The organism is Burkholderia sp. IT-111MI5, from assembly GCF_949752865.1.
Classification (GTDB): domain Bacteria; phylum Pseudomonadota; class Gammaproteobacteria; order Burkholderiales; family Burkholderiaceae; genus Burkholderia; species Burkholderia pyrrocinia_C.
Genome location: NZ_CATKIF010000055.1, coordinates 271,586 through 296,416, shown reverse-complemented (window position 1 = coordinate 296,416; position 24,831 = coordinate 271,586). Strand labels below are relative to the sequence as shown.

The window sequence follows — 24,831 nt, the reverse complement described above, 5'->3', positions numbered from 1 at the left end:
ATTTGATAGCGATCCCATCATGAGCAACAAGAAAGCCGATTCGAAACCGCAGGCCAAGTATCCGGTCAACCTGCTCGACACGCCGTTCCCGATGCGCGGCGACCTGCCCAAGCGCGAGCCGCAATGGGTCAAGGAATGGGAAGAGCGCGGCATCTACGACAAGATCCGCGCGGCCAGCAAGGGCCGGCCGAAGTTCATCCTGCACGACGGCCCGCCGTATGCGAACGGCGACATCCACCTCGGCCACGCCGTCAACAAGATCCTGAAGGACATCGTCGTCAAGTCGCGCAACATGGCCGGCTTTGACGCACCGTACGTGCCGGGCTGGGATTGCCACGGGATGCCGATCGAGATCCAGATCGAGAAGCAGTTCGGCAAGTCGCTGCCGGCGGCCGAAGTGATGAGCAAGGCGCGCGCGTACGCGACCGAGCAGATCGAGAAGCAGAAGGTCGGCTTCAAGCGCCTCGGCGTGCTCGGCGACTGGGCCAACCCGTACAAGACGATGAACTTCGTCAACGAGGCGGAAGAGCTCCGCGCGCTCGGCAAGATCATCGAGAAGGGTTATGTGTATCGCGGGCTGAAGCCGGTGAACTGGTGCTTCGACTGCGGCTCGGCGCTCGCCGAAGCGGAAGTCGAGTACAAGGACCGCACCGATCCGACGATCGACGTGATGTTCGCGTTCGCGGAACCGGAAAAGACCGCGCAGGCGTTCGGCCTGCCGGCACTCCCGCGCGCCGAAGGCGGCATCGTGATCTGGACCACCACGCCGTGGACGATCCCCGCGAACCAGGCGCTGAACCTCCATCCGGAAATCGTCTACGCGCTGGTCGACACCGAGCGCGGGCTGCTGATCATCGCGGAAGAGCGCGTCGCCGCGTGCATGGAAGAGTTCAAGCTGACGGGCCGCGTCGTCGCGACCACGCCGGGCGTGAAGCTCGCGAACCTGCGCTTCCACCACCCGCTCGCACCGGCCCACCCCGGCTACAAGCGCACCGCGCCCGTCTACCTCGGCGACTACGTGACGACCGACACGGGTACCGGTGTCGTGCACTCGTCGCCCGCGTACGGCATCGAGGACTTCATGTCCTGCAAGGCGCACGGGATGACCGATTCGGACTTCATCAACCCGGTGATGGGCGACGGTCGTTATATCGAATCGCTGCCGCTGTTCGGCGGCCTGTCGATCTGGGATGCGAACCCGAAGATCGTCGAAGCGCTGAACGCGGCCGGCTCGCTGCTGCGCAGCGAGAAGTACACGCACAGCTACATGCACTGCTGGCGCCACAAGACGCCGATCATCTATCGCGCGACGTCGCAATGGTTCGCCGGCATGGACGTCACGCCGCGTGCCGGCGGCAAGACGCTGCGCGAAACGGCGCTCGAAGGCGTCGATGCGACCGCGTTCTACCCGTCGTGGGGCAAGCAGCGCCTGTTCAGCATGATCGCGAACCGTCCCGACTGGACGCTGTCGCGCCAGCGCCAGTGGGGCGTGCCGATGGCGTTCTTCGTGCACAAGGAAACCGGCGAGCTGCACCCGCGCACGCTCGAACTGCTTGAGGAAGTCGCGAAACGCGTCGAGCAGTCGGGCATCGAGGCGTGGCAGACGCTCGATCCGCGCGAGCTGATCGGCGACGACGCGAACCTGTACGAAAAGAACCGCGACACGCTCGACGTGTGGTTCGACTCGGGCACGACGCACTGGCACGTGCTGCGCGGCTCGCACAAGGATCAACTTCAGTTCCCGGCCGACCTGTACCTCGAGGGCTCGGACCAGCATCGCGGCTGGTTCCACTCGTCGCTGCTGACCGCGTCGATGATCGACGGCCGCGCACCGTACAAGGGCCTGCTCACGCACGGCTTCACGGTCGACGGCGAAGGCCGCAAGATGAGCAAGTCGCTCGGCAACGGCGTCGACCCGCATGAAGTCGCGAACCGCCTCGGCGCGGAAATCATCCGCCTGTGGATCGCGTCGACCGACTATTCGGGCGAGCTCGCGATCTCCGAGGAAATCCTGAAGCGCGTGACCGAAGGCTATCGCCGCATCCGCAACACGCTGCGCTTCCTGCTCGCGAACCTGTCGGACTTCGACTACGCGCAACACGCGGTGCCGGTCGGCGAATGGCTCGAGATCGACCGTTATGCGGTCGCGTTCTCGGCGCAACTGCAGACGGAACTGCTCGGCCACTACGAGAAGTACGAATTCCACCCGGTTGTCGCGAAGCTTCAGACGTACTGCTCGGAAGATCTCGGCGGCTTCTACCTCGACGTGCTGAAGGATCGCCTGTACACGAGCGCGGCCGATTCGCGCGCACGCCGCTCCGCGCAGACGGCGCTGTACCACCTGACGCACGGCCTGCTGCGTGTGCTCGCGCCGTTCCTGTCGTTCACGGCGGAAGAGGCATGGAAGGTGTTCCAGCCGGCCAGCGACACGATCTTCACGGAAACCTACTACGCGTATCCGGAAGTCGCCGGCTCGGCCGCGCTGATCGACAAGTGGGCGCTGCTGCGCGACGTGCGCAGCAACGTGACGAAGGCGCTCGAGGAAGCGCGCACCGCGAACCGCATCGGTTCGTCGCTGCAGGCCGAAGTGACCGTGCACGCGAGCGGCGCGCGCTACGACGCGCTCACGAGCCTCGGCGAAGACCTGAAGTTCGTGCTGATCACGTCGGCCGCGACGGTCGTCAAGGTCGACGACGAAGCGCAGGAAAGCGTCGACGTGGCCGCGTCGAAGTACCAGAAGTGCGAACGCTGCTGGCACTACCGCGAAGATGTCGGCGCGCACGCCGATCATCCGACGCTGTGCGGCCGCTGCTTCTCGAACCTCTTTGAAAACGGCGAAATCCGGAGCGCTGCTTAACTATGGCGAAAACCCTGTCGAAACCGGCCAGCGGCGCGCTTGCGCCCTGGCTCGGCATTTCGCTGATCGTGATCCTGTTCGATCAACTGTCGAAGATCGCGATCCTGAAAACGTTCGCGTACGGCGCGCAGCATGCGCTGACGTCGTTCTTCAACCTCGTGCTGGTGTACAACCGCGGCGCCGCGTTCGGCTTCCTGTCGACCGCGGGCGGCTGGCAGCGCTGGGCGTTCACAGCGCTCGGGATCGGTGCGACGCTCGTGATCTGCTTCCTGCTGAAACGCCACGGCCACCAGCGGCTGTTCAGCCTGTCGCTCGCGCTGATCCTCGGCGGCGCACTCGGCAACGTGATCGACCGGCTCGTCTACGGTCACGTGATCGACTTCCTCGATTTCCACCTCGGCGCCTGGCACTTCCCGGCGTTCAACCTCGCCGATTCCGCGATCACGGTCGGCGCGGTGCTGCTGATCTACGACGAACTGCGTCGCGTGCGCGGCTCGCGCTAAGCGCGCATACTCGGCGTCGACGGCCGGCCTCGCGCCGGCCGTCCCGTTTGACCCTTGGAGGCCTGAGTTGGCACACGCAGAACTCGCAGGAAAACACCTCGTTCTCGGCCTGACGGGCGGTATCGCCTGCTACAAGATCGCCGAGCTCACGCGGCTGCTCACCAAGGCCGGCGCGACCGTGCAGGTCGCGATGACCGAAGCCGCCACGCAGTTCATCACGCCCGTCACGATGCAGGCGCTGTCGGGCCGGCCCGTCTATACGAGCCAGTGGGACGCGCGCATCGACAACAACATGGCGCACATCGACCTGTCGCGCGAAGCCGACGCGATCGTGATCGCGCCCGCGTCGACGGATTTCCTCGCGAAGCTCGCGCACGGGTTCGCGGACGACCTGCTGTCGACGCTGTGCGTCGCGCGCGATTGTCCGCTGCTCGTCGTTCCCGCGATGAACCGCCAGATGTGGCAAAACCCGGCCACGCAGCGCAACGTCGCGCAACTGCGCGCGGACGGCGTGTCGGTGCTCGGCCCGGATTCGGGTGCGCAGGCGTGCGGCGAAGTCGGCGACGGCCGCATGCTCGAACCCGACGCGATCTATGAAGCGATCGTCGCGCACTTCGCGCCGAAGGTGCTCGCGCACCGGCGCGTGCTGATCACGGCCGGGCCGACGTTCGAACCGCTCGACCCCGTGCGCGGCCTCACGAACCGCTCGAGCGGCAAGATGGGCTTCGCGCTCGCGCGCGCCGCGCAGCAAGCCGGCGCCGACGTGCATCTCGTCGCGGGGCCGGTCGCGCTCGACACGCCGTGGGGCGTGACCCGCCAGGACGTGCAGACCGCGCAGCAGATGTACGACGCGGTGATGCAAGCGGTCGCCGATGCCGACATCTTCATCGCGGTGGCCGCGGTCGCCGACTGGCGCGTCGACCAGCCAGCCGAACACAAGATGAAGAAGACGGCCGACCGCAAGATGCCGGCGCTCGCGTTCGTCGAGAACCCCGACATCCTCGCGTCGGTCGCCGCGCTGCCCGATCCGCCGTTCTGCGTCGGGTTCGCGGCCGAAAGCGGCGACCTCGACGTGCACGGCGACGAGAAGCGCAAGCGCAAGAACGTGCCGCTGCTCGTCGGCAACCTCGGCCCGCTGACATTCGGCCGCGACGACAACGAAGTCGTGCTGTTCGAAGCCACCGGCCTCACGCGCCTGCCGCGCGCACCGAAGGACGAACTCGCGCATGTGCTCGTCGCGGAAATCGCGAAACGCCTGCCCGACAATCGCCTGATCTGATCTCCCGCGCGGCGGCCCTCGCCGCCGCGCCCTTCCCGACCGATTCGACGACCGCATGAAACTCGACCTGAAGATTCTCGACGCGCGCATGCGCGACTACCTGCCCGCCTATGCGACCACCGGCAGCGCGGGCCTCGACCTGCGCGCGTGCCTCGACGCGCCGGTCACGCTGCAGCCGGGCGAAACGACGCTCGTGCCGACCGGCCTTGCGATCCACCTCGCCGACCCCGGCTATGCGGCGCTGATCCTGCCGCGCTCGGGCCTCGGCCACAAGCACGGGATCGTGCTCGGCAACCTCGTCGGCCTGATCGACTCCGACTATCAGGGCCAGTTGATGGTCTCGACGTGGAATCGCGGCCAGACCGAGTTCGTGCTGAACCCGTTCGAACGGCTCGCGCAGCTCGTGATCGTGCCGGTCGTGCAGGCGCAGTTCAACATCGTCGACGACTTCGCGGAAAGCGATCGCGGCGCAGGCGGCTTCGGCAGCACCGGCCGTCACTGAACGACGCAACGCACAAAAAAAGGGCCGCGAGGCCCTTTTTTCGTTCGCCGTCGATCGCCGTCATTCGCCGGCCGGCTGCGCGATCCGCGCGGGTACCGGTTCGCGTCGCCGCGCCTGCGCGATGCTCGCATGGATCACCAACGCGACCAGCACGCCGAGCAGCACGGCCGACGAGCCGACCGTACCGAGCGCGAGCCCGCCCTTCGCGACCGGCTTCGTCAGCAGGTCGCCGACCGTCGCGCCGAACGGGCGCGTGAGCACGAACGCGGCCCAGAACAGCAGCACGCCGGAAATCCGCGTGAAATAGTGCGCGAGCACGATCACCGCAAGCAACCCACCGATCAGCAGCGCGCCGCCGCCGAAACCGAGGCCCGAGCTATCCGCGAGGAAATCGCCGAGCGCGGTGCCGAGCGTGTTCGAGAACAGGATCGCGATCCAGTACAGCAACTCGACCTTGCGCGTGCGGATCAGGTCGACCGACAGCGATTCGCCGCTGAGCCGCCAGACCGCGAAGATCGCCAGCAGGATCGCGACGAGGATCGACGAGCCGGCCGCATAACCGAGGCCGAGCGTGCGGTCCATGAAGTCGGACATCGTCGTGCCGGCCGTGCTCGTCGCGACGATCACGGCCCAGTAGACCGCCGGGCGATAGGCCGTCGTCTTGAGCTGCGTGCCCAGCGTCACGAGAAAGAAGCCGAACAGCAGGATCGAGCTCACCGCATAACCGACGTTCAGCGTCATCGACAGCAAATCGCCGCCGGTTTCGCCGAGCGTCGTCGCGCAGATCTTCATGATCCAGAACGCAAGCGTGATTTCGGGAAGTTTGTTCATTCGAACCCCTTTTGCACGAAAGCGGCGAGCCGGCGCGTGCCGGCCCGCGTTGCAAACAGGATCGAATGTAGTCGCCGTCGGCTTAACGGAACCTTAGCGAATGTGAAGAGCGGGATGGTCGGCGGGCGCGGTCGTCGTGACGGCGCCGTCAGCGTGCGTGCTGGTGCCGGTAGTGCAGCGCATACGCGAGCGTCAGCAGCACGACGAACACGACGCCGACCACCATCGTCATCCGGAATTCGCGCGTGAACGCGGTCGTGAACAGGATCGCCGCGACGAGCCCCGCGCCGAGCAGGCTGCCGAACGGGTGACCCCACATCCGGAACGCGAGCACGGGGCCGCGATACCGCAAACGGAAGCGCAGATGCGTGACGAAGATCATCAGCCACGTGAACAGCGCGCCGAACATCGCGATCGCCATCATCACGGTGAACGCCGTGTCGGGCGCCAGCGCGACCAGCACGGCCGCCACCGCGACGCCGCTCGTCGAGATCCACAGCGCCGCACGCGGCACGCCGTTCGTGCCTAGCCGGCCGAATACCGCGGGCGCGAGCCGCGCACGCGACAGGCTGAACATCATCCGCGTCGTCACGTAGAGCTGGCTGTTCATCGCCGACAGCGCCGCGATCAGCAGCACGAAGTTGATCACGCCCGCCGCGTACGGCACGTGCGTCGCGGCCATCACCTTCACGAACGGGCTTTCGTCGGTGCCGGCCTGCGTCCACGGCACGATCGCGAGCATCAGAGACAGCGTCAGCAGGTAGAACAGCACGAGCCGGAACACCGTCGAGCGGAACGCGCGCGTGACCGCGTGCTGCGGATCGCGCGCTTCGCCGGCCGCGATCGCGACGGCCTCGATGCTCATGTAGCTGAAGATCGCGACGATCACGGCGACCCAGGTGCCCCACGGCCCCTTCGGCATGAAGCCGTCGTGCGCGGTGTAGTTCGCGAACCCGATGCCCGATGCGGCCGGCGCCGACCACACGAAATACGCGCCGAGCACGATGAACACGACGATCGCCGCGATCTTCAGCAGCGAGAACGCATACTCGACCGAGCCGTACAGCGTGACGCTCGCGAGGTTCACGGCGATCAGCAGCGCGGAGAAGCCGATCACCCAGTACCAGCCGGGCACGGCCGGAAACCAGTACTTCATGAACACGGCGATCGCGCTGATTTCGGTGCCGATCGCGAACACGACCGCGAACCAGTACGCATAGCGCACCAGAAAGCCCGCGAGCGGGCCGACGTAGTGTTCGGCATACGCACCGAACGAGCCGGCCGTCGGATGCGCGACGGTCATTTCCGCGAGCGCGCCCATCAGCAGCAGCGCGATCAGCGCGCCGATCGCATACGAGACCAGCACGCTCGGGCCGGCGAGCCCGATCGCGAACCCGCTGCCGAGGAACAGCCCCGTGCCGATCGCGCCGCCGATCGCGATCATCGCCATTTGCCCCGACGTCAGCGCGTGGCGCAACCCTTGTTCGCGCGCGACGATGTTGTCGAACGATCGTTGTTGTTGTGTCACTGCGTTACCACTCCCCTGCACCACCATTGCGCCGCCGGCGCCGGATAAAACGAAACGGCGCGGAGAACTTCCCGCGCCGTTCGCATGAACAACGAATTATCGCTTACTCGACTTCGACCGTCTCTTCGTTCGGCTTGTGCGGCGGATTCGCCAGCTTGTCGAACGACAACTGCACCTTGTCGTTTTCGTCGACGTCGACCGTCACGTGGCCGCCGTTGACGAGCTTGCCGAACAGCAGCTCGTCGGCCAGCGCGCGACGGATCGTGTCCTGGATCAGCCGCTGCATCGGCCGCGCGCCCATCAGCGGGTCGAAGCCGTGCTTCGCGAGATGCTTGCGCAACGCGTCGGTGAAGAGCGCGTCGACCTTCTTCTCGTGCAGCTGCTCCTCGAGCTGGATCAGGAACTTGTCGACCACGCGCATGATGATTTCCTCATCGAGCGAGCGGAAGCTGATGATCGAATCCAGGCGGTTGCGGAACTCCGGCGTGAACAGGCGCTTGATGTCGGTCATCTCGTCGCCCGTTTCGCGGCGCGTCGTGAAGCCGATCGTCGCCTTCTGCATCGATTCGGCGCCCGCGTTCGTCGTCATGATGATGATGACGTTGCGGAAATCCGCCTTGCGGCCGTTGTTGTCCGTCAGCGTGCCGTGGTCCATCACCTGCAGCAGCACGTTGTAGATGTCCGGATGCGCCTTCTCGATTTCGTCGAGCAGCAGCACGCAATGCGGCTTCTTCGTGACGGCTTCGGTCAGCAGCCCGCCCTGGTCGAACCCGACATAGCCCGGCGGCGCGCCGATCAGGCGGCTCACCGCATGACGCTCCATATACTCCGACATGTCGAAGCGGATCAGCTCAATGCCGAGCGTGAACGCGAGCTGGCGCGCCACTTCGGTCTTGCCGACGCCCGTCGGGCCGGAGAACAGGAACGCGCCGATCGGCTTGTCCATCTTGCCGAGGCCCGCGCGCGCCATCTTGATCGATGCCGCCAGCGCGTCGATCGCCGGATCCTGGCCGAACACGACGCTCTTCAGGTCGCGATCGAGCGTCTGCAGCTTGCTGCGATCGTCCTGCGACACGCTCTGCGGCGGCACGCGCGCGATCTTCGAGATGATTTCCTCGATCTCGCTCTTGCCGATCGTCTTCTTCTGCTTCGACTTCGGCAGGATGCGCTGCGCGGCGCCCGCTTCGTCGATCACGTCGATCGCCTTGTCCGGCAGGTGACGGTCGGTGATGAAGCGCGCCGACAGTTCGGCCGCGGCCGACAGCGCACCCGACGAATACTTGACGCCGTGATGCTCCTCGAAGCGCGACTTCAGCCCGCGCAGGATCGCGACCGTCTGCTCGACGGTCGGCTCGCTCACGTCGACCTTCTGGAAGCGCCGCGACAGCGCCGCATCCTTCTCGAAGATGCCGCGATACTCGGTGAACGTGGTCGCGCCGATGCACTTGAGCGTGCCCGACGACAGCGCCGGCTTCAGCAGGTTCGACGCATCGAGCGTGCCGCCCGACGCGGCGCCCGCGCCGATCAGCGTATGGATTTCGTCGATGAACAGGATCGCGTGCGGGCGCTCCTTCAGTTCCTTCAGCACCGTCTTCAGGCGCTGCTCGAAATCGCCGCGATACTTGGTGCCCGCGAGCAACGCGCCCATGTCGAGCGAATAGACCTGCGCATTCGCGAGGATGTCGGGCACTTCGCCGCGCGTGATGCGATAGGCGAGCCCTTCCGCGATCGCGGTCTTGCCGACGCCGGCCTCGCCGACGAGCAGCGGATTGTTCTTGCGGCGGCGGCACAGCACCTGCACGACGCGCTCGACCTCGGGCTCGCGCCCGATCAGCGGATCGATGCGGCCGTCCTTCGCCATCTGGTTCAGGTTCTGCGTGAACTGCGCGAGCGGCGTTTCCTTCTGCGCATTCGCGTCTTCGCTTTCCGCGTTCGCATCGGTCGACTTCGCGGCCTCGCCGCTGTTCGTCTTCGCGATGCCGTGCGAAATGAAGTTCACGACGTCGAGGCGCGTGACGCCCTGCTGCTGCAGGTAGTACACGGCGTGCGAATCCTTCTCGCCGAAGATCGCGACCAGCACGTTCGCGCCGGTCACTTCCTTCTTGCCGTTCGACGTCGACTGCACGTGCATGATCGCGCGCTGGATCACGCGCTGGAAACCGAGCGTCGGCTGAGTATCGACGTCGTCGGTGCCCGGGACGGTAGGCGTGTTGTCGTGGATGAAATTGCGCAGGTTCTGACGCAGGTCCTCGATGTTTGCCGCGCACGCGCGCAACACCTCGGCTGCCGTCGGATTATCCAGCAGGGCCAGCAGCAGATGCTCGACCGTAATGAACTCATGGCGCGCCTGGCGTGCTTCCATGAACGCCATGTGCAGGCTGACTTCCAATTCCTGGGCAATCATGCTTCCTCCATCACGCACTGCAGCGGATGCCCGGCCTGCCGCGCATGGGTAACGACTTGCTCAACCTTGGTCGACGCGATGTCCCGCGTATAGACCCCACAAACTCCTCGCCCTTCGCGATGGACCTTCAGCATGATCTGCGTGGCCGTCTCGCGATCCTTCTTGAAATACTCCTGGACGACCATCACGACGAATTCCATCGGCGTGAAGTCGTCGTTCAGCAGCACCACCTTGTACATCGAAGGCGGCTTGAGCTTCTGCTGCTTGCGTTCCAGGACGGTACTGTCCTGCTTGTCCGGGATAATCGCCATACACCCATTCTAAACAACTCGGACAGGCCCGCAATCCTGCCATTACCCGACCGACCGGCCGGCGCCCTCCCCGGTATCCCGGAACACGCGATCTTCTTCGTGCCATACGAAAGCCGGCTGCGGTGCCGGCTTTCACGCGTGGCGCGGAACACGAACCGTCAGGGGAACCGCACCGGAACGTCGTATCCGCATCCAGTATCCCACAAGCCGGGACGACTCGAACGCGTGTCACTCGAGCCTGGTATATGAGCCGATTATGCGGCTTTTCAAGTCCTCGCGCTTGGCCGCATGCTGCGAAGCAAAGCCGGAAAAACCCTGAAAATGGGTTCTTTACAACGGCCCTCCAACCGTCTAAAAATTCCACTTGACACTCCAATAAAGAGCGCCAACAATCAAGCTGGCACTTTTTTCATATCGCCGGTTGGTGAAATGAAAGAGGCCGAGGTGAGCTTGTGAGGGGGGAACGGCTGCATTTTCCGGTCGTTTAGCTTTTCGAGCGTGCTCGTGGTAAGTAGCAGCGACTGTGTGACAGGGGAAGTAGGTATGGCAACTGGTATCGTTAAGTGGTTCAACGACGCGAAGGGCTTCGGTTTCATCACTCCCGACGAGGGCGGTGAGGATCTGTTTGCGCACTTCTCGGCTATCACCATGAATGGCTTCAAGACGCTGAAGGAAGGCCAGAAGGTGAGCTTTGACGTCGTTCAAGGACCGAAGGGCAAGCAAGCGTCGAACATCCAGGCCGCATAAAGGCATCGGATATCGGACGAAGAAACCCGGCGCATTGCGCCGGGTTTCTTTTTTTTTCAGGCCGGCCAATCGATAATCGATTGGCCGGCCTTTTCGTTCAATCCCGGTAATTGAACATTCATTGTCTTGTCACGCATGCAGATCGAATACCGATCCGGCATGTGAAACACATTCACCGTTTCGTTACACGACCTTCAGCGTGCCCATCATGCCGAGATCCTCGTGTTCGAGAATGTGGCAATGAAACATGCGCTCGCCGGGCATGTCTTGCGTGACGAGAATCGTCACGGTTTCGCCGCTGCGCACATTCACGGTATCGCGCCATGCGCGGAACGGTTCGCTCGTGCGCGAGCCGCCCGACGCACGCTCGATCACCTGGAACTGCGTGCCGTGCAGGTGGAACGGGTGATCCATGTCGGTGGTATTGCGAATCTCCCACCGCTCGACGTCGCCGCGGCGGCTCGTCAGCGTCGCGCGGTGCGGCGCGTAGGTGTCGCCGTTGATCGTGAAGCGCATGCCCGCCGGGCGGCCGTGCGCCGCGCCCTTCATCATCGCGTCCATGTCCATTTCCTCGCCGAACTCGACCGTCTTGTGCGCAACCGGTTCGCCCAGCGGCGGCACCGCGCGCAGCACGGCGGGCAGCGCGCGCGCCGCGGCGGGCGCAAACGCGACATCGGCCAGCGCCAGCGCCGGATCGGGCGGCAGGCTGCCGTGGCCGTCGTCGTGCGACATCGCCATCTTGCGCCGGTCGTATTCGGCCGCCTGCAGCACCGCGCGCGACGCACGATCGCCGGCGCGCACCAGCAACTCCGCGCGCTCGCCCGGCGCAATCAGCAGCGACGTCACGCGGCGCGGCGCGTCGAACAGCCCGCCGTCGGTGCCCGCATGCTCGAACGCACGGCCGTCGTCGAACGCGACGCGCAGGTAGCGCGCGCTGCACGCATTCCATACCCGCCAGCGCTCGTCGCCGGCGACGTCGATCCGCGGCCGGCGTGCGCCGTTGACCAGCACGAACTGACCTTCACGGCCGTTCATCCAGTCCATCATGTCGTTCGGTGCAATCGTGCCGTCACGCGCAAGCTTCAGGTCCGACACGAACAGGTTGCGCTCGGGCCAGCCGGCGAGCGGATCGTCCGCGGCGCGCACGACGAACGGGCCGGCCAGCCCGCGAAACACCTGCTCGGCCGTCATCATGTGCGGATGCGGGTGGTACCAGTAGGTGCCGGCGCTACCCTTCGGCAACGTGAAGCGGTACACGCGCGACGCGCCGGGCGCGACCGGATCGGACGGATTGCCGTCCTGGTCGGGCGGCACGGGCAGCCCGTGCCAGTGGATCGTCGACGGCTGCGGCAGTTTGTTCACGAACTTGATCTCGACCGTATCGCCCTCGCGCACGTCGATCAGCGGGCCGACGACGGGGCCCTGCGTGCCCGCGCCGAACTGCCAGAAGGCGGTCGGCCGCGCACCGTGCAGCATCGGCCGCGCAACGGGCTGCGCCACCAGCGTGGCCCGGAACGTGCCGGGCTCGCGGCTTTCGTTCGCGAGCGTGCGCAACGCCGCGAGCGGCGCGCCGGCCGGCAGCGCGTCGCCGGCCGCGAGCGCGGCCGGCGCGGGCTTGCCGTGCTGCGCGTGACCCGACATCCCCGACATGCCGGGCATGTCGTCCATCGAATCCATGCCGGCCATGCCCTCATGACCGGCATGCTGCGCCCACGCGGTGCGCGCGAACAGCGACGCGGCCGCGACACCGATGGCGCGCGACAGGAAAGTTCTCCGTATCATCAATCGTTCCTCGTTATCCATGCTGCGTCGCGCGGCAGCCGCGACGCCCGCGCCGGCCGGCTCGAATGCCGATGCGCGACGCGAAACCTGATGCCCGCGTCATCATAACCGCGAGCCCCATCGAAACGCGCCGCCGCCGGTCGGGCGGCAATACGCCGCAGCGCGCGATGGTGCCGCACCGAATTCGATACGCATCGACCGGCATCATCGAGCAGCGCTGTACACCGGTTCACCGGCAACCGCCGCCGCCACTCATCCGCTCCGATTACGGACTCCCGGCCACCGCTTGGCGCCTGCCGTTCCTCCCTGCTTTGGCGCTCGTCGCGTCATCCCCCGCGAACCCGTAAATATTTCACGATGTGGAACAAGTCTCTGCGTTGTAAAAATTCTTGGTGCAGGGCACAAATTCCCTGTTTCGCGATGCCAAAAAACGTTCCGCAATACAAAACGACAGAAATAACGCAATGTTTTTAAAATGGAATTTTTGTTTCGAGAAGCTGTTCTACACGCACCATCCGAGCGGGTCGCGGACGTAGACTTTGTTCCATGCACTGACGCTTCGCCACGACGTTCGATACGGAACCCGGCGCAAGCAGCCAGTCGGGCCATAGCCGGCCGAGCCGGCAGGCGGCACAACAGAATCGCTTGTGATCAGAAAGGGAGAACGGAAATGAAGGGATTTCGCTTTGGTTCAGCGCTCGGGTCGTTCTACATCCTGCCGGGTAACGGCGGCTGGGAAGCGACGTTCGGCAACGCCCTGCTCGGCGCGTTCTCGTGCCCCGAAGTGGCAGCCGACCACATCTCCCGCGGCGACTGCCCGCAACTGTCCGACATGGACACGGCGACGCTCGAAGTGCCGCACGAAATCGCCGAGTGGGAAATCGTTCACGTCTGAATGGCTAGCCTGCAACGAAAAACGCCCCGGGCGTCCGGGGCGTTTTTCTTTTGCGTAGAGCGGCGGACGGTGAAACCCGCCGCGCCGACTCCTGCATCGGCCCGCGCGATTGCGCGGCCGGCGTCAGGCGACCGCGTCGACGATGCCGTTCAGCGTCGCGCTCGGGCGCATCGCCTGGCTCGTCAGATCGACGTTCGGACGGTAGTAGCCGCCGATGGCCTGCGGCTTGCCCTGCGCGGCCGCCAGTTCTTCCAGGATGCGCGCTTCGCTGCCGGACAGCGCCTTCGCCACGCCTTCGAACTGCGCCTTCAGCGCGGCGTCCTCGGTCTGCTCGGCGAGCGCCTGCGCCCAGTACAGGCACAGGTAGAAGTGGCTGCCGCGGTTGTCGAGGCCGCCGACCTTGCGCGCCGGCGACTTGTTCTCGTCCAGGAACTTGCCGGTCGCCTGGTCGAGCGTCTTCGCGAGCACGACCGCCTTCGGGTTCTGGTACGCGTGGCCGAGGTGTTCGAGCGATGCAGCCAGCGCGAGGAATTCGCCGAGCGAATCCCAGCGCAGGAAGCCTTCCTCGACGAACTGCTGCACGTGCTTCGGCGCGGAACCGCCCGCACCCGTCTCGAACATCCCGCCACCGGCCATCAGCGGCACGATCGACAGCATCTTCGCGCTGGTGCCGAGCTCCATGATCGGGAACAGGTCGGTCAGGTAGTCGCGCAGCACGTTGCCGGTGACCGAGATCGTGTCCTTGCCCGCGCGGATGCGCTCGAGCGAGAAGCGGGTCGCGTCCTCCGGCGTCATGATGCGGATGTCGAGGCCGTTCGTGTCGTGATCCTTCAGGTAGCGTTCGACCTTCGCGATGATCTGCGCATCGTGCGCGCGCGCCGGATCGAGCCAGAACACGGCCGGTACGCCGGTTGCCCGCGCGCGGTTCACCGCGAGCTTGACCCAGTCCTGCACCGGCGCGTCCTTCGTCTGGCACATGCGCCAGATGTCGCCCGCCTCGACCGCGTGCTCGAGCAGCACGTTGCCGGCTTCATCGGTGACGCGCACGACGCCGTCCGACGGGATCTGGAACGTCTTGTCGTGCGAACCGTATTCTTCGGCCGCCTGCGCCATCAGGCCGACGTTCGGCACGCTGCCCATCGTGACCGGATCGAATGCGCCGTGCTGCTTGCAGTCCTCGATCACGGCCTGGTAGACGCCCGCGTAGCAGCGGTCCGGAATCACGGCCTTCGCATCGTACAGCTCGCCGTCCGGGCCCCACATGCAGCCCGACTCGCGGATCATTGCCGGCATCGATGCGTCGACGATCACGTCGCTCGGCACGTGCAGGTTCGTGATGCCCTTGTCCGAGTTGACCATCGCGAGGCGCGGGCGCACCGCGTATTCGGCCTTGATGTCGGCTTCGATCGCTTCGCGCGTGTCGGCCGGCAGGTCCTTCAGGCGCGCGTACAGATCGCCGATCCCGTTGTTCTGGTTGAAACCGATCTGCGCCAGCACGTCCGCGTGCTTCGCGAGCGCGTCGCGGTAGAACACCGACACGAAATGGCCGAACAGGATCGGATCGGAGACCTTCATCATGGTCGCCTTCAGGTGCACCGAGAACAGCACGCCCTGCGCCTTCGCATCGGCGATCTGCGCTTCGATGAAGCTGCGCAGCGCGTTGCGGCTCATCACCGATGCGTCGATGACTTCACCGGCCTTCACGGCGGTCTTTTCCTTCAGCACCTTCTTCGCGCCGTCGGTCGTCGTGAGTTCGATCTTCACGCTGCCGGCATCGGCGATCAGCGCCGACTTCTCGCTGCCGTAGAAGTCGCCTTCGCTCATGTGCGCGACGTGCGCCTTCGACGTGGCCTGCCACGCACCCATCTTGTGCGGATGCTTGCGTGCGTAGTTCTTGACCGACAGCGGCGCGCGGCGGTCGGAGTTGCCTTCGCGCAGCACCGGGTTCACCGCGCTGCCCTTGATCTTGTCGTAGCGGGCCTTGACGGCCTTTTCCTCGTCGGTCGACGGGTCTTCCGGATAGGCCGGCAGCTTGTAGCCCTGCGCCTGCAGTTCGGTGATCGCGGCCTTGAGCTGCGGCACCGACGCGCTGATGTTCGGCAGCTTGATGATGTTCGCTTCCGGCTTCAGCGTGAGCTGGCCCAGCTCGGCAAGATCGTCGGAACCCTTCTGCTCCGGCGGCAGGATGTCTGCGAATGCCGCGATGATGCGGCCGGCGAGCGAGATGTCGCGCGTTTCGACGGCGACGCCGGACGAACGCGTGAAGGCCTTGACGATCGGCAGCAGCGAATAGGTCGCGAGCGCGGGCGCTTCGTCGGTGAGGGTGTAGATGATCTTGGGCGAAGTGGACATGGTCGATGCGTTGCTACGTGAATATTGGAACTGAAGAACGCCGGCGGTAACCGGCGGAGGGGCGACCGGATCGGTCACGAATGGGGCCGCGCCGGCTCAGCCGGGCGGTGGTATTGCGAGGGCCGTCATGTTCTACCTTGCAGGGCATCCGGGCCGCATCGCGGCGCCGCGGCCCGCATGCCGGACCACCCTGCCAACAAACCTGCCATCCACGAAACGCCCCGGCGCCGACAGTAGGCGCCGGGGCGGCCGGAAACGCTCCGGCCCACCCCGGAAGGGGACTTACATGTTCTCGATCAGCACTTCGCCGAAGCCCGAGCACGACACCTGCGTCGCGCCTTCCATCAGGCGCGCGAAGTCGTACGTGACGCGCTTCTGCAGGATCGACTTCTCCATCGACGCGATGATCGTGTCGGCCGCTTCCGTCCAACCGAGATGGCGCAGCATCATTTCCGCCGACAGGATCTCGGAACCCGGGTTCACGTAATCCTTGCCCGCGTACTTCGGCGCGGTACCGTGCGTCGCCTCGAACATCGCGACCGAATCCGACAGGTTCGCGCCCGGCGCGATCCCGATGCCGCCGACCTGCGCGGCCAGCGCGTCGGAGATATAGTCGCCGTTCAGGTTCAGCGTCGCGATCACGTCGTATTCGGCCGGACGCAGCAGGATCTGCTGCAGGAACGCGTCGGCGATCGAATCCTTGATCACGATCTCGTTGCCCGTCTTCGGGTTCTTCACGCGCATCCACGGGCCGCCGTCGATCAGCTCGCCGCCGAATTCCTTCTGTGCGAGCGCATAGCCGGCGTCACGGAACAGGCCTTCCGTGAACTTCATGATGTTGCCCTTGTGCACCAGCGTGACCGACTTGCGATCGTTGTCGATCGCATACTGGATCGCCTTGCGCACGAGGCGCTCGGTGCCTTCGGTCGACACGGGCTTGACGCCGATCCCCGAGGTTTCCGGGAAGCGGATCTTCTTCACGCCCATCTCGTCCTGCAGGAACTTGATCACCTTCTTCGCCTGCTCGGAGCCCGCGGCCCATTCGATGCCCGCGTAGATATCTTCCGAGTTCTCGCGGAAGATCACCATGTCGATCTTTTGCGGCTCGCGCACCGGCGACGGCACGCCCTTGAAATACTGGACCGGACGCAGGCACACGTACAGGTCGAGTTCCTGGCGCAGCGCGACGTTCAGCGAACGGATGCCGCCGCCGACCGGGGTCGTGAGCGGCCCCTTGATCGACACCACGTATTCCTTCAGCACCTGCAGCGTTTCGTCCGGGAGCCACACGTCCGGCCCGTACACCTTCGTCGCCTTCTCGCCCGCGAAAATCTCCATCCAGTGGATCTTGCGCTTGCCCTTGTAGGCATGCGCGACCGCCGCATCGACGACCTTGATCATGACCGGCGTGATATCGAAGCCCGTACCGTCGCCTTCGATATAGGGAATGATCGGCTGATCGGAAACGTTGAGCGAGAAGTCCTTGTTGACGGTGATCTTGTCACCGCCTTCCGGAACCTTGATGTGCTGATACGGCATGATCGACTCCAGTGACGTGGCTGAGCAGGTGATGCTGGTCGAAGCTGCGCGCGCGGCGGGGGCGCGGCATGGCCACCCCGTGACGGCAACAGCGAGCCGCTATTCTAGCGCCCCAACCGGGCACTTCGGCATGAAGCGCGGCACTGCGTATCAAGACCTCACTTATGTCTTATATAAGACAGAGGACTTGCCGTTCCGTATTATGCATTAAGATTCCGCCATTTGCCATAGACCGCCCTGCCCGCTTCCCGCGGCCCGCCGGGCGGGCGCCCCGCCATGAACCTGATCGCCCTCAACAAGCCGTTCGGCACGATTTGCCAGTTTTCCGCGCACGAGACGCGGCCGTCGCTCGGCGACTGGGTAAAAACGCCCGGCGTCTATGCGGCCGGCCGGCTCGACGCGGACAGCGAGGGTTTGCTGCTGCTCACCGACGACGGCGCGCTGCAGGCGCGCATCGCGGAGCCGCGCCACAAGCTCGTCAAGCGCTACTGGGCGCAGGTCGAAGGTGCGCCCGGCCCCGCCGACCTGAAAGCGCTCGCGCGCGGAGTCGATCTTGGCGACTACGTGACGCGCCCGTGCCGCGCCGAATTCATCGAGCCGCCCGACGCGCTGTGGCCGCGCAACCCGCCGATCCGCTACCGCGCCGCGATCCCGACCACGTGGATCGAGCTCGCGATCACCGAAGGCAAGAATCGACAGGTGCGCCGGATGACGGCGGCCATCGGCTTCCCGACGTTGCGCCTGGTGCGCGTCGGCATCGGCGCGCTGGATATATTCGCGCTCGGCATTGCGCCAGGCGAAACAATCACACTGCCGCCGCGCGCGCCGTGGGACGGTTTCGCGCCCGCCGGATGACGGATTCGGGGCGCACGATTTTTTTCGTCGTCTTTTTCGTCAACCACCTGCAAAGATCGCGCGTTAAACCACGCAGATGCCACTCTGAGCTATCCGGTATCGGCAGCCGAACGTGTTTGCGTCACGAAAGCGACGTCTTTTTCGAATACGATTCGGCGCCCGCAGCGCAATGAGAAATTTCTCGAAGCGTCTGTCAACCGAAAGGTGGATGGCACCGTTAGACGTCATGACTCCTATGCCGGGTCATTTGGTTAATTAACTAAAGCTGAGGAACACAACATGAACAAACTGATCGCCGCTCTGGTCGCTGGTCTCTTCGCAACGGCTGCTTTCGCACAAGCTTCGGCTCCGGCCGCTCCGGCTGCTGCTGCTCCGGCAGAAGCTGCTTCGGCACCGGCTAAGAAGGCAACGCACAAGAAGCACCACGCAGCGAAGAAGCACCACGCTGCGAAGAAGGCAGCTAGCGAAGCCGAAGCCCCGGCAGCTGCTTCGAACTAAGCAAGCAAGTTGTAATAACGCAGTCAAGAACACGCAGTCTTGCCGTTCTTACGGCGTTGAAAGGCAGATCACCGCAAGGCGATCTGCCTTTTTCTTTTTGTGCCCGCCGGCGCGCATCGCGTACCATGCGGGTCTCGTTTTCCAGATAGGAGCCTTGCTGTGCAATTCTCCCTGCGCTCGTCGCTCGGCCGCCTTGCGCGCGCCGCCGTGTTTCCCGCCGCGCTCGCCGTCCTCGCGCTCGGCATGCAGGCCGCCAGCGCGCAGATGCCGCCCGGCGCCAAGCAGCCGAGCGAGTTCCCGCACGTGAAGCTGCGCGCCGGCATGTACGTGATCGACGCGGCCGTCGCCGCGAACGACGCCGACCGCGAACAGGGGCTGATGTACCGTTCGCAGCTCGCGCCAAACGAAGGCATGCTGTTCGTGTTCAACGAGAATGCCGTGCACTGCTTCTGGATGAAGAACACGCTGATCCCGCTGTCGATCGCGTTCATCCGCGCGGACGGCACGATCACCGACATCGACGAAATGAAGGCAGAGACGACCGACAACCACTGCCCGCGCAACAACGGCGTCTATGCGCTCGAAATGAGCAAGGGCTGGTTCGCCGCGAAGGGCATCAAGCCCGGCATGAAGCTCGAAGGCCTGCCGAAGGCCCAGTAACGGCGGTCCGCGGCCTCGCGCCGCGCCCCGACCGAAGCCGGCTGCCCGTTGCGCGCCGGCTTTTTTTTCGCCAGCCGGCGCCGCCGCCCGGCTTGACTCCGCCGGCGCCGGCCCCATCTGCAAAAGCCACGCGCAAGCGCTATGCTTTAAGTCTCGCTTGTTCCAAACCCGGGCCGGTCCAGCCTGCCCGCTTACGATCCGAACCACCAGGAGGTTCACGTGCCCCGCAAAACCCCCATCGAGCGCTATCGCAATATCGGGATCAGCGCTCACATCGATGCCGGCAAGACCACGACGACCGAGCGCATCCTGTTTTATACCGGCGTGAGCCACAAGATCGGCGAAGTGCACGACGGCGCGGCCACGATGGACTGGATGGAGCAGGAGCAGGAACGCGGCATCACGATCACGTCGGCGGCGACCACCGCCTTCTGGAAAGGCATGGCCGGCAACTATCCGGAACACCGGATCAACATCATCGATACCCCGGGCCACGTCGACTTCACGATCGAGGTCGAGCGCTCGATGCGCGTGCTCGACGGCGCGTGCATGGTCTACGACTCGGTCGGCGGCGTGCAGCCGCAGTCCGAAACCGTGTGGCGCCAGGCGAACAAGTACAAGGTGCCGCGCATCGCGTTCGTCAACAAGATGGACCGCGTCGGCGCCGATTTCTTCCGCGTGCAGCGGCAGATCGGCGAGCGCCTGAAGGGCGTCGCCGTGCCGATCCAGATTCCGGTCGGCGCGGAAGATCATTTCCAGGGCGTCGTCGATCTCGTGAAGATGAAGGCGATCGTCTGGGACGACGAAAGCCAGGGCGTGAAGTTCTCGTACGAGGAGATCCCTGCGAATCTCGTCGAGCTCGCGCACGAATGGCGCGAGAAGATGGTCGAGGCCGCGGCGGAGGCGAGCGAGGAACTGCTCGAGAAGTACCTGCACGACCACGAATCGCTGACCGAGGACGAGATCAAGGCCGCGCTGCGCAAGCGCACGATCGCGAACGAGATCGTGCCGATGCTGTGCGGCAGCGCGTTCAAGAACAAGGGCGTGCAGGCGATGCTCGACGCGGTGATCGACTACCTGCCGTCGCCGGTCGACGTGCCGGCGATCCTCGGCCACGACTTCGCCGATCCGGAAAAGCCGGCGGAACGTCATCCGAGCGACGACGAGCCGTTCTCGTCGCTCGCGTTCAAGATCATGACCGACCCGTTCGTCGGCCAGCTGATCTTCTTCCGCGTGTATTCGGGCGTCGTCGAATCCGGCGACACGGTGCTCAACGCGACGAAGGACAAGAAGGAACGGCTCGGCCGGATCCTGCAGATGCACGCGAACGAACGCAAGGAGATCAAGGAAGTGCGCGCGGGCGACATCGCGGCGGCCGTCGGCCTGAAGGAAGCGACGACGGGCGACACGCTGTGCGATCCGACCAAGCCGATCATCCTCGAGAAGATGGAATTCCCGGAGCCGGTGATCTCGCAGGCCGTCGAGCCGAAGACGAAGGCCGACCAGGAAAAGATGGGCCTCGCGCTGAACCGCCTCGCGCAGGAAGACCCGTCGTTCCGCGTGCAGACGGACGAAGAGTCCGGCCAGACGATCATTTCGGGGATGGGCGAGCTGCACCTCGAAATCCTGGTCGACCGGATGAAGCGCGAGTTCGGCGTCGAAGCGACGGTCGGCAAGCCGCAGGTCGCGTATCGCGAGACGGTGCGCACGACGGCGTCCGATGTCGAGGGCAAGTTCGTCAAGCAGTCGGGCGGCCGCGGCCAGTACGGCCATGCGGTGATCACGCTCGAGCCGAACCCGGGCAAGGGCTACGAGTTCCTCGACGAGATCAAGGGCGGCGTGATTCCGCGCGAATTCATCCCGGCCGTCGACAAGGGCATCACCGAAACGCTGAAGAGCGGCGTGCTCGCGGGCTACCCGGTCGTCGACGTGAAGGTGCACCTGACGTTCGGCTCGTACCACGACGTCGACTCGAACGAAAACGCGTTCCGGATGGCCGGCTCGATGGCGTTCAAGGAAGCGATGCGCCGCGCGAAACCCGTGCTGCTCGAGCCGATGATGGCCGTCGAGGTCGAGACGCCCGAGGACTTCATGGGCAACGTGATGGGCGACCTGTCGAGCCGGCGCGGCATCGTGCAGGGGATGGAGGACATCGCGGGCGGCGGCGGCAAGCTCGTGCGCGCCGAAGTGCCGCTCGCGGAGATGTTCGGCTATTCGACGTCGCTGCGTTCGGCCACGCAGGGCCGCGCGACGTACTCGATGGAGTTCAAGCACTACGCGGAAACGCCGGCCAACGTATCGGAAGGCGTGATCAACGCGAAAACGAAGTAAGGCGCCGGGCGCTTGCGCCCTGCCGCATCATGCAAAGCCCGTCCGGTTCCGCCGGACGGGCTTTTTTTGTCCGATGCGCACCCGTTCGCGGCTTTTTGATCGGCCCGCCACGCGTTTTTTTCGCATGCCACAATGCCATGCGATTCGTCTGATGGAACCGTCCCGATGCCGCCGCCTACCCCTGCCCTGCGCCGTCTGCTGATGCTCTACGCCGGCCTGATCGCCGCCAACGTCGCCGTCTGGCTGTGGGCGCTCGCGGTGCTGCGCGACCATCCGCTGCTGCTCGGCACCGCGGCGATCGCGTACGGGCTCGGGCTGCGTCATGCGGTCGACGCCGATCACATCGCCGCGATCGACGTCGCGACGCGCAAGCTGATGCAGGACGGCCAGCGTCCGGTGAGCGTCGGGCTGTTCTTCTCGCTCGGCCATTCGACGATCGTGATCGCCGCGACGCTCGGCATCGCGCTGACCGCGTTCGCGCTGCGCGACCGGTTCGATGCGTTTCGCGAGATCGGCGGCACGATCGGCACGGCGGTGTCGGCCACCTTCCTGCTCGTGCTCGCGTGCGTGAACCTGATGATCCTGCGCGACGTGTGGCGGCGTTATCGCGGCGCGCCGGAGCACGCGCACGGCGCGCCGCACGTGCACCGCCCGGCCGGACTCGTGTCGCGGCTGCTGCGCCCGCTGTTCCGGTTCGTGTCGAAAAGCTGGCACATGTATCCGGTCGGCGTGTTGTTCGGGTTAGGTTTCGATACTGCAACCGAAATCGGCCTGCTCGCGATTGCCGCCGCACAGGCGAGCCAGGGCCTGCCGGTCTATACGGTCATGCTGTTTCCCGCCTTGTTCACCGCCGGCATGACGCTGATCGACTCGACCGACAACGTGCTGATGATTCATGCGTACGGCTGGGCGATGGACGATCCGCAGCGCAAGCTGCTCTACAACGCGAGCATCACGTTCGTGTCGGCGGCCGTCGCGCTTGCGATCGGCGGGATCGAGGCGGCCGGACTGCTCGCCGACAAGCTGTCGCTGACGGGCCCCGTGCGCGACGCGCTCGATGCGCTCGGCGAACGCTTCGGCTCGATCGGCTACGGCATCGTCGCGCTGTTCCTCGTCTGCTGGATCGCATCGATCCTGTTCCACCGCTGGCAGCGCGCGGCCGACGCGCCGGCGCGCTGAGCATCGTTCAGACGTTTCATTTCGGAAACAAAACCCCCGCAACGACGTTTCATGCGCCGTCGCACGCATGCGTGCGCCTTGCGCCACGGGCATAAGCGGCCGATGGCACGAATCTCGCAGATAGGGCCTCGCACGGCGGGCCCGCGTGCCGATCCGCGTTCGCGGCTGACTTCAAGCGCCAGCCCGAAGGCAATCGGCAACCGAAAGGACAACGAATCATTGCTGGCCCCCTGCACCACACGTAGATAGCCGCGCGGCTACGAGGCTTCGCGCGCATTGGGAGGCCATAATGCTGAAGACAAAACAGCCGTTCCGCGCGGCGGGACGGTGCTATCGCGCGACCTTGATCGCCGCAGCCGCGTTTGCGTGCTGCTGCTCGTATGCAGTCGCGCAGAACGCGGTGCCTGACTCCGCGCCCGATGCGATCGCCAACGCCGACACCGTCATGATGCTGGTCGACGACGCTTCGTCGTGCGCAGCCAATCCAGCTGCGTGCGCGGCGCAGGTCTATGCCGGCGGTGGCATCGGCGGTCACGGCGCCGGCGCGAGCGGCAGTGGCGGTAACCCCGGCAGCGGCAGCGGGAGCGGGAGCGGGAGCGGGAGCGGCGGAAATAACGGAAACGGCGCTGTCGGACCAGCTGGTGTCGGCGGAGCGACAGGCGCAACGTCCGGCGGCGCGGGCGGCACGGGCCGCGGGGGCAATGCGTCCGGCACCGGCGGTTCGGGTGGCGGCACTTCAGGTGGCGGCACTTCAGGTGGCGGCACTTCGGGCGGCGGCACTTCGGGTGGCGGCACTTCGGGCGGCGGCACTTCGGGTGGCGGCACTTCGGGTGGCGGCACTTCGGGTGGCGGCACTTCGGGCGGCGGCACTTCGGGCGGCGGCACTTCGGGCGGCGGCACTTCGGGCGGCGGCACTTCGGGCGGCGGCACTTCGGGCGGCGGCACTTCGGGTGGCGGTACTTCGGGCGGCGGCACTTCGGGTGGCGGTACCTCCGGTAGCGGAGGCCATGGTGGCCATGGCGGCGGTGACGGAGGCGGCCAAGGCAATGGCGGTGGCCACGGCAACGGTGGTGGCCATGGCGACGGTGGCGGCAACGGTGGCCACGGTAATGGCGGTGGCAACGGAGGCGGCGCGGGTAACGGCGGTGGCGCCGGCGGCAACGGCGGCCACGGCAATGGCGGTGGCAACGGAGGCGGCGCGGGTAACGGCGGCGGTGCCGGCGGCAACGGCGGCCACGGCAATGGCGGTGGCAACGGAGGCGGCGCGGGTAACGGCGGTGGCGCCGGCGGCAACGGCGGCCACGGCAATGGTGGTAACGGCAGTGGCGGCGCGGGTAACGGCGGCGGTAACGGCAGCGGCGGCGGCAACGGTGGCCACGGCAATGGTGGTGGTAACGGCAGTGGCGGCACGGGTAACGGCGGCGGTAACGGCAGCGGCGCCGGCGGTAACGGCGGCCACGGCAATGGCGGTGGTAACGGCAGTGGCGGCACGGGTAACGGCGGCGGTAACGGCAGCGGCGCCGGCGGCAATGGCGGCCACGGCAATGGCGGTGGTAACGGCAGTGGCGGCACGGGTAACGGCAGTGGCGCCGGCGGCAACGGCGGCAACGGCGGCAACGGCGGCAACGGCGGCAACGGCGGCCATGGTAATGGCGGTGGCAATGGCAACGGCAACGGCAGTGGTGGCGCCGGCAATGGCGGTGCCAACGGTGTCGGCAACGGCGGCGGTCACGGCGGCGGCGGATCGTCCGGAGGCAACCACTGACCGGAAGCGTTGC

The 24,831-nt window shown here is 65.7% G+C and carries 21 protein-coding genes; 14 read left to right on the top strand and 7 right to left on the bottom strand.

The features are described from left to right. Positions 1-19: 19 nt before the first annotated feature. The 4 genes from ileS (at position 20) to dut (ending at position 5,141) form a co-directional block, all read left to right on the top strand. Positions 20-2,857, top strand: a complete 2,838-nt coding sequence (gene ileS / locus ACM6JT_RS28545; RefSeq protein ID WP_414857728.1) for an isoleucine--tRNA ligase — start codon at positions 20-22, stop codon at positions 2,855-2,857. 2 nt (positions 2,858-2,859) lie between these two features. Beyond that, on the top strand, positions 2,860-3,360 hold the full coding sequence (lspA, locus tag ACM6JT_RS28540) for a signal peptidase II (protein ID WP_034178821.1): 501 nt from the start codon (positions 2,860-2,862) through the stop codon (positions 3,358-3,360). A gap of 67 nt (positions 3,361-3,427) precedes the next feature. Continuing rightward, entirely contained in the window at positions 3,428-4,639 is a 1,212-nt protein-coding gene (gene coaBC, locus ACM6JT_RS28535; protein WP_414857727.1) for a bifunctional phosphopantothenoylcysteine decarboxylase/phosphopantothenate--cysteine ligase CoaBC, read from the top strand. 55 nt (positions 4,640-4,694) lie between these two features. Beyond that, positions 4,695-5,141 (top strand): dUTP diphosphatase, encoded by a 447-nt coding sequence (dut, locus tag ACM6JT_RS28530; protein WP_065499366.1) that lies wholly within the window; start codon positions 4,695-4,697, stop codon positions 5,139-5,141. 60 nt (positions 5,142-5,201) lie between these two features. Here the strand turns inward: dut and ACM6JT_RS28525 are convergent, their stop codons facing one another. From ACM6JT_RS28525 to clpS, 4 genes are all read right to left on the bottom strand, one after another. Continuing rightward, the gene (locus ACM6JT_RS28525; RefSeq protein ID WP_414857726.1) at positions 5,202-5,972 is read right to left on the bottom strand and encodes a hypothetical protein; all 771 of its coding nucleotides are present in this window, start codon (positions 5,970-5,972) and stop codon (positions 5,202-5,204) included. 148 nt (positions 5,973-6,120) lie between these two features. Next, entirely contained in the window at positions 6,121-7,500 is a 1,380-nt protein-coding gene (locus ACM6JT_RS28520) for an amino acid permease (protein ID WP_414857725.1), read from the bottom strand. Between the two features lie 103 nt (positions 7,501-7,603). Continuing rightward, the gene (gene clpA, locus ACM6JT_RS28515; RefSeq protein ID WP_034178825.1) at positions 7,604-9,904 is read right to left on the bottom strand and encodes an ATP-dependent Clp protease ATP-binding subunit ClpA; all 2,301 of its coding nucleotides are present in this window, start codon (positions 9,902-9,904) and stop codon (positions 7,604-7,606) included. Beyond that, entirely contained in the window at positions 9,901-10,215 is a 315-nt protein-coding gene (gene clpS / locus ACM6JT_RS28510) for an ATP-dependent Clp protease adapter ClpS (RefSeq protein ID WP_006398529.1), read from the bottom strand. The genes clpA and clpS overlap by 4 nt, the downstream gene beginning before the upstream one ends. Positions 10,216-10,758: 543 nt before the next feature. Here clpS and ACM6JT_RS28505 point away from each other — a divergent pair. Continuing rightward, complete coding sequence (locus ACM6JT_RS28505; RefSeq protein ID WP_006478030.1) at positions 10,759-10,962, top strand: cold-shock protein; 204 nt, start codon at positions 10,759-10,761, stop codon at positions 10,960-10,962. A gap of 183 nt (positions 10,963-11,145) precedes the next feature. On the opposite strand, the gene ACM6JT_RS28500 is transcribed toward ACM6JT_RS28505, so the two are convergent. Next, positions 11,146-12,744: a multicopper oxidase family protein gene (locus tag ACM6JT_RS28500; RefSeq protein ID WP_414857724.1), complete on the bottom strand. Its 1,599-nt coding sequence runs from the start codon at positions 12,742-12,744 to the stop codon at positions 11,146-11,148. Between the two features lie 71 nt (positions 12,745-12,815). Between ACM6JT_RS28500 and ACM6JT_RS28495 the strand changes: the two genes are divergently transcribed. Then, a complete protein-coding gene (locus ACM6JT_RS28495) occupies positions 12,816-13,091 on the top strand; it encodes a hypothetical protein (protein ID WP_414857723.1) in 276 nt (91 codons plus the stop codon). A 323-nt stretch (positions 13,092-13,414) separates the two neighbouring features. Then, complete coding sequence (locus ACM6JT_RS28490; protein WP_034178827.1) at positions 13,415-13,639, top strand: hypothetical protein; 225 nt, start codon at positions 13,415-13,417, stop codon at positions 13,637-13,639. A 123-nt stretch (positions 13,640-13,762) separates the two neighbouring features. Here ACM6JT_RS28490 and ACM6JT_RS28485 read toward each other — a convergent pair whose 3' ends face one another. Beyond that, a complete protein-coding gene (locus ACM6JT_RS28485; RefSeq protein ID WP_414857722.1) occupies positions 13,763-15,991 on the bottom strand; it encodes an NADP-dependent isocitrate dehydrogenase in 2,229 nt (742 codons plus the stop codon). Positions 15,992-16,273: 282 nt separating this feature from the next. Next, the gene (icd, locus tag ACM6JT_RS28480) at positions 16,274-17,530 is read right to left on the bottom strand and encodes an NADP-dependent isocitrate dehydrogenase (protein ID WP_034178829.1); all 1,257 of its coding nucleotides are present in this window, start codon (positions 17,528-17,530) and stop codon (positions 16,274-16,276) included. On the opposite strand from icd, the gene ACM6JT_RS28475 reads away from it, so the two are divergent. The 7 genes from ACM6JT_RS28475 (at position 17,529) to ACM6JT_RS28445 (ending at position 24,818) form a co-directional block, all read left to right on the top strand. Continuing rightward, entirely contained in the window at positions 17,529-17,741 is a 213-nt protein-coding gene (locus tag ACM6JT_RS28475; protein WP_034178830.1) for a hypothetical protein, read from the top strand. The genes icd and ACM6JT_RS28475 overlap by 2 nt on opposite strands. 65 nt (positions 17,742-17,806) lie before the next feature. Next, positions 17,807-18,385 carry a pseudouridine synthase gene (locus ACM6JT_RS28470; protein ID WP_414857721.1) on the top strand — a complete coding sequence of 193 codons (579 nt, stop codon included), beginning with the start codon at positions 17,807-17,809 and terminating at the stop codon, positions 18,383-18,385. A gap of 279 nt (positions 18,386-18,664) precedes the next feature. After that, positions 18,665-18,883 carry a hypothetical protein gene (locus tag ACM6JT_RS28465; protein WP_072444916.1) on the top strand — a complete coding sequence of 73 codons (219 nt, stop codon included), beginning with the start codon at positions 18,665-18,667 and terminating at the stop codon, positions 18,881-18,883. 159 nt (positions 18,884-19,042) lie between these two features. Next, positions 19,043-19,543, top strand: coding sequence for a DUF192 domain-containing protein (locus tag ACM6JT_RS28460; RefSeq protein ID WP_034178832.1), 501 nt, complete (start codon positions 19,043-19,045; stop codon positions 19,541-19,543). 219 nt (positions 19,544-19,762) lie between these two features. Next, the gene (gene fusA, locus ACM6JT_RS28455) at positions 19,763-21,874 is read left to right on the top strand and encodes an elongation factor G (RefSeq protein WP_034178833.1); all 2,112 of its coding nucleotides are present in this window, start codon (positions 19,763-19,765) and stop codon (positions 21,872-21,874) included. A 165-nt stretch (positions 21,875-22,039) separates the two neighbouring features. Continuing rightward, the gene (locus tag ACM6JT_RS28450) at positions 22,040-23,053 is read left to right on the top strand and encodes a HoxN/HupN/NixA family nickel/cobalt transporter (RefSeq protein WP_243564830.1); all 1,014 of its coding nucleotides are present in this window, start codon (positions 22,040-22,042) and stop codon (positions 23,051-23,053) included. Between the two features lie 289 nt (positions 23,054-23,342). Further along, positions 23,343-24,818, top strand: coding sequence for a hypothetical protein (locus ACM6JT_RS28445; RefSeq protein ID WP_414857720.1), 1,476 nt, complete (start codon positions 23,343-23,345; stop codon positions 24,816-24,818). Positions 24,819-24,831 lie beyond the last annotated feature (13 nt).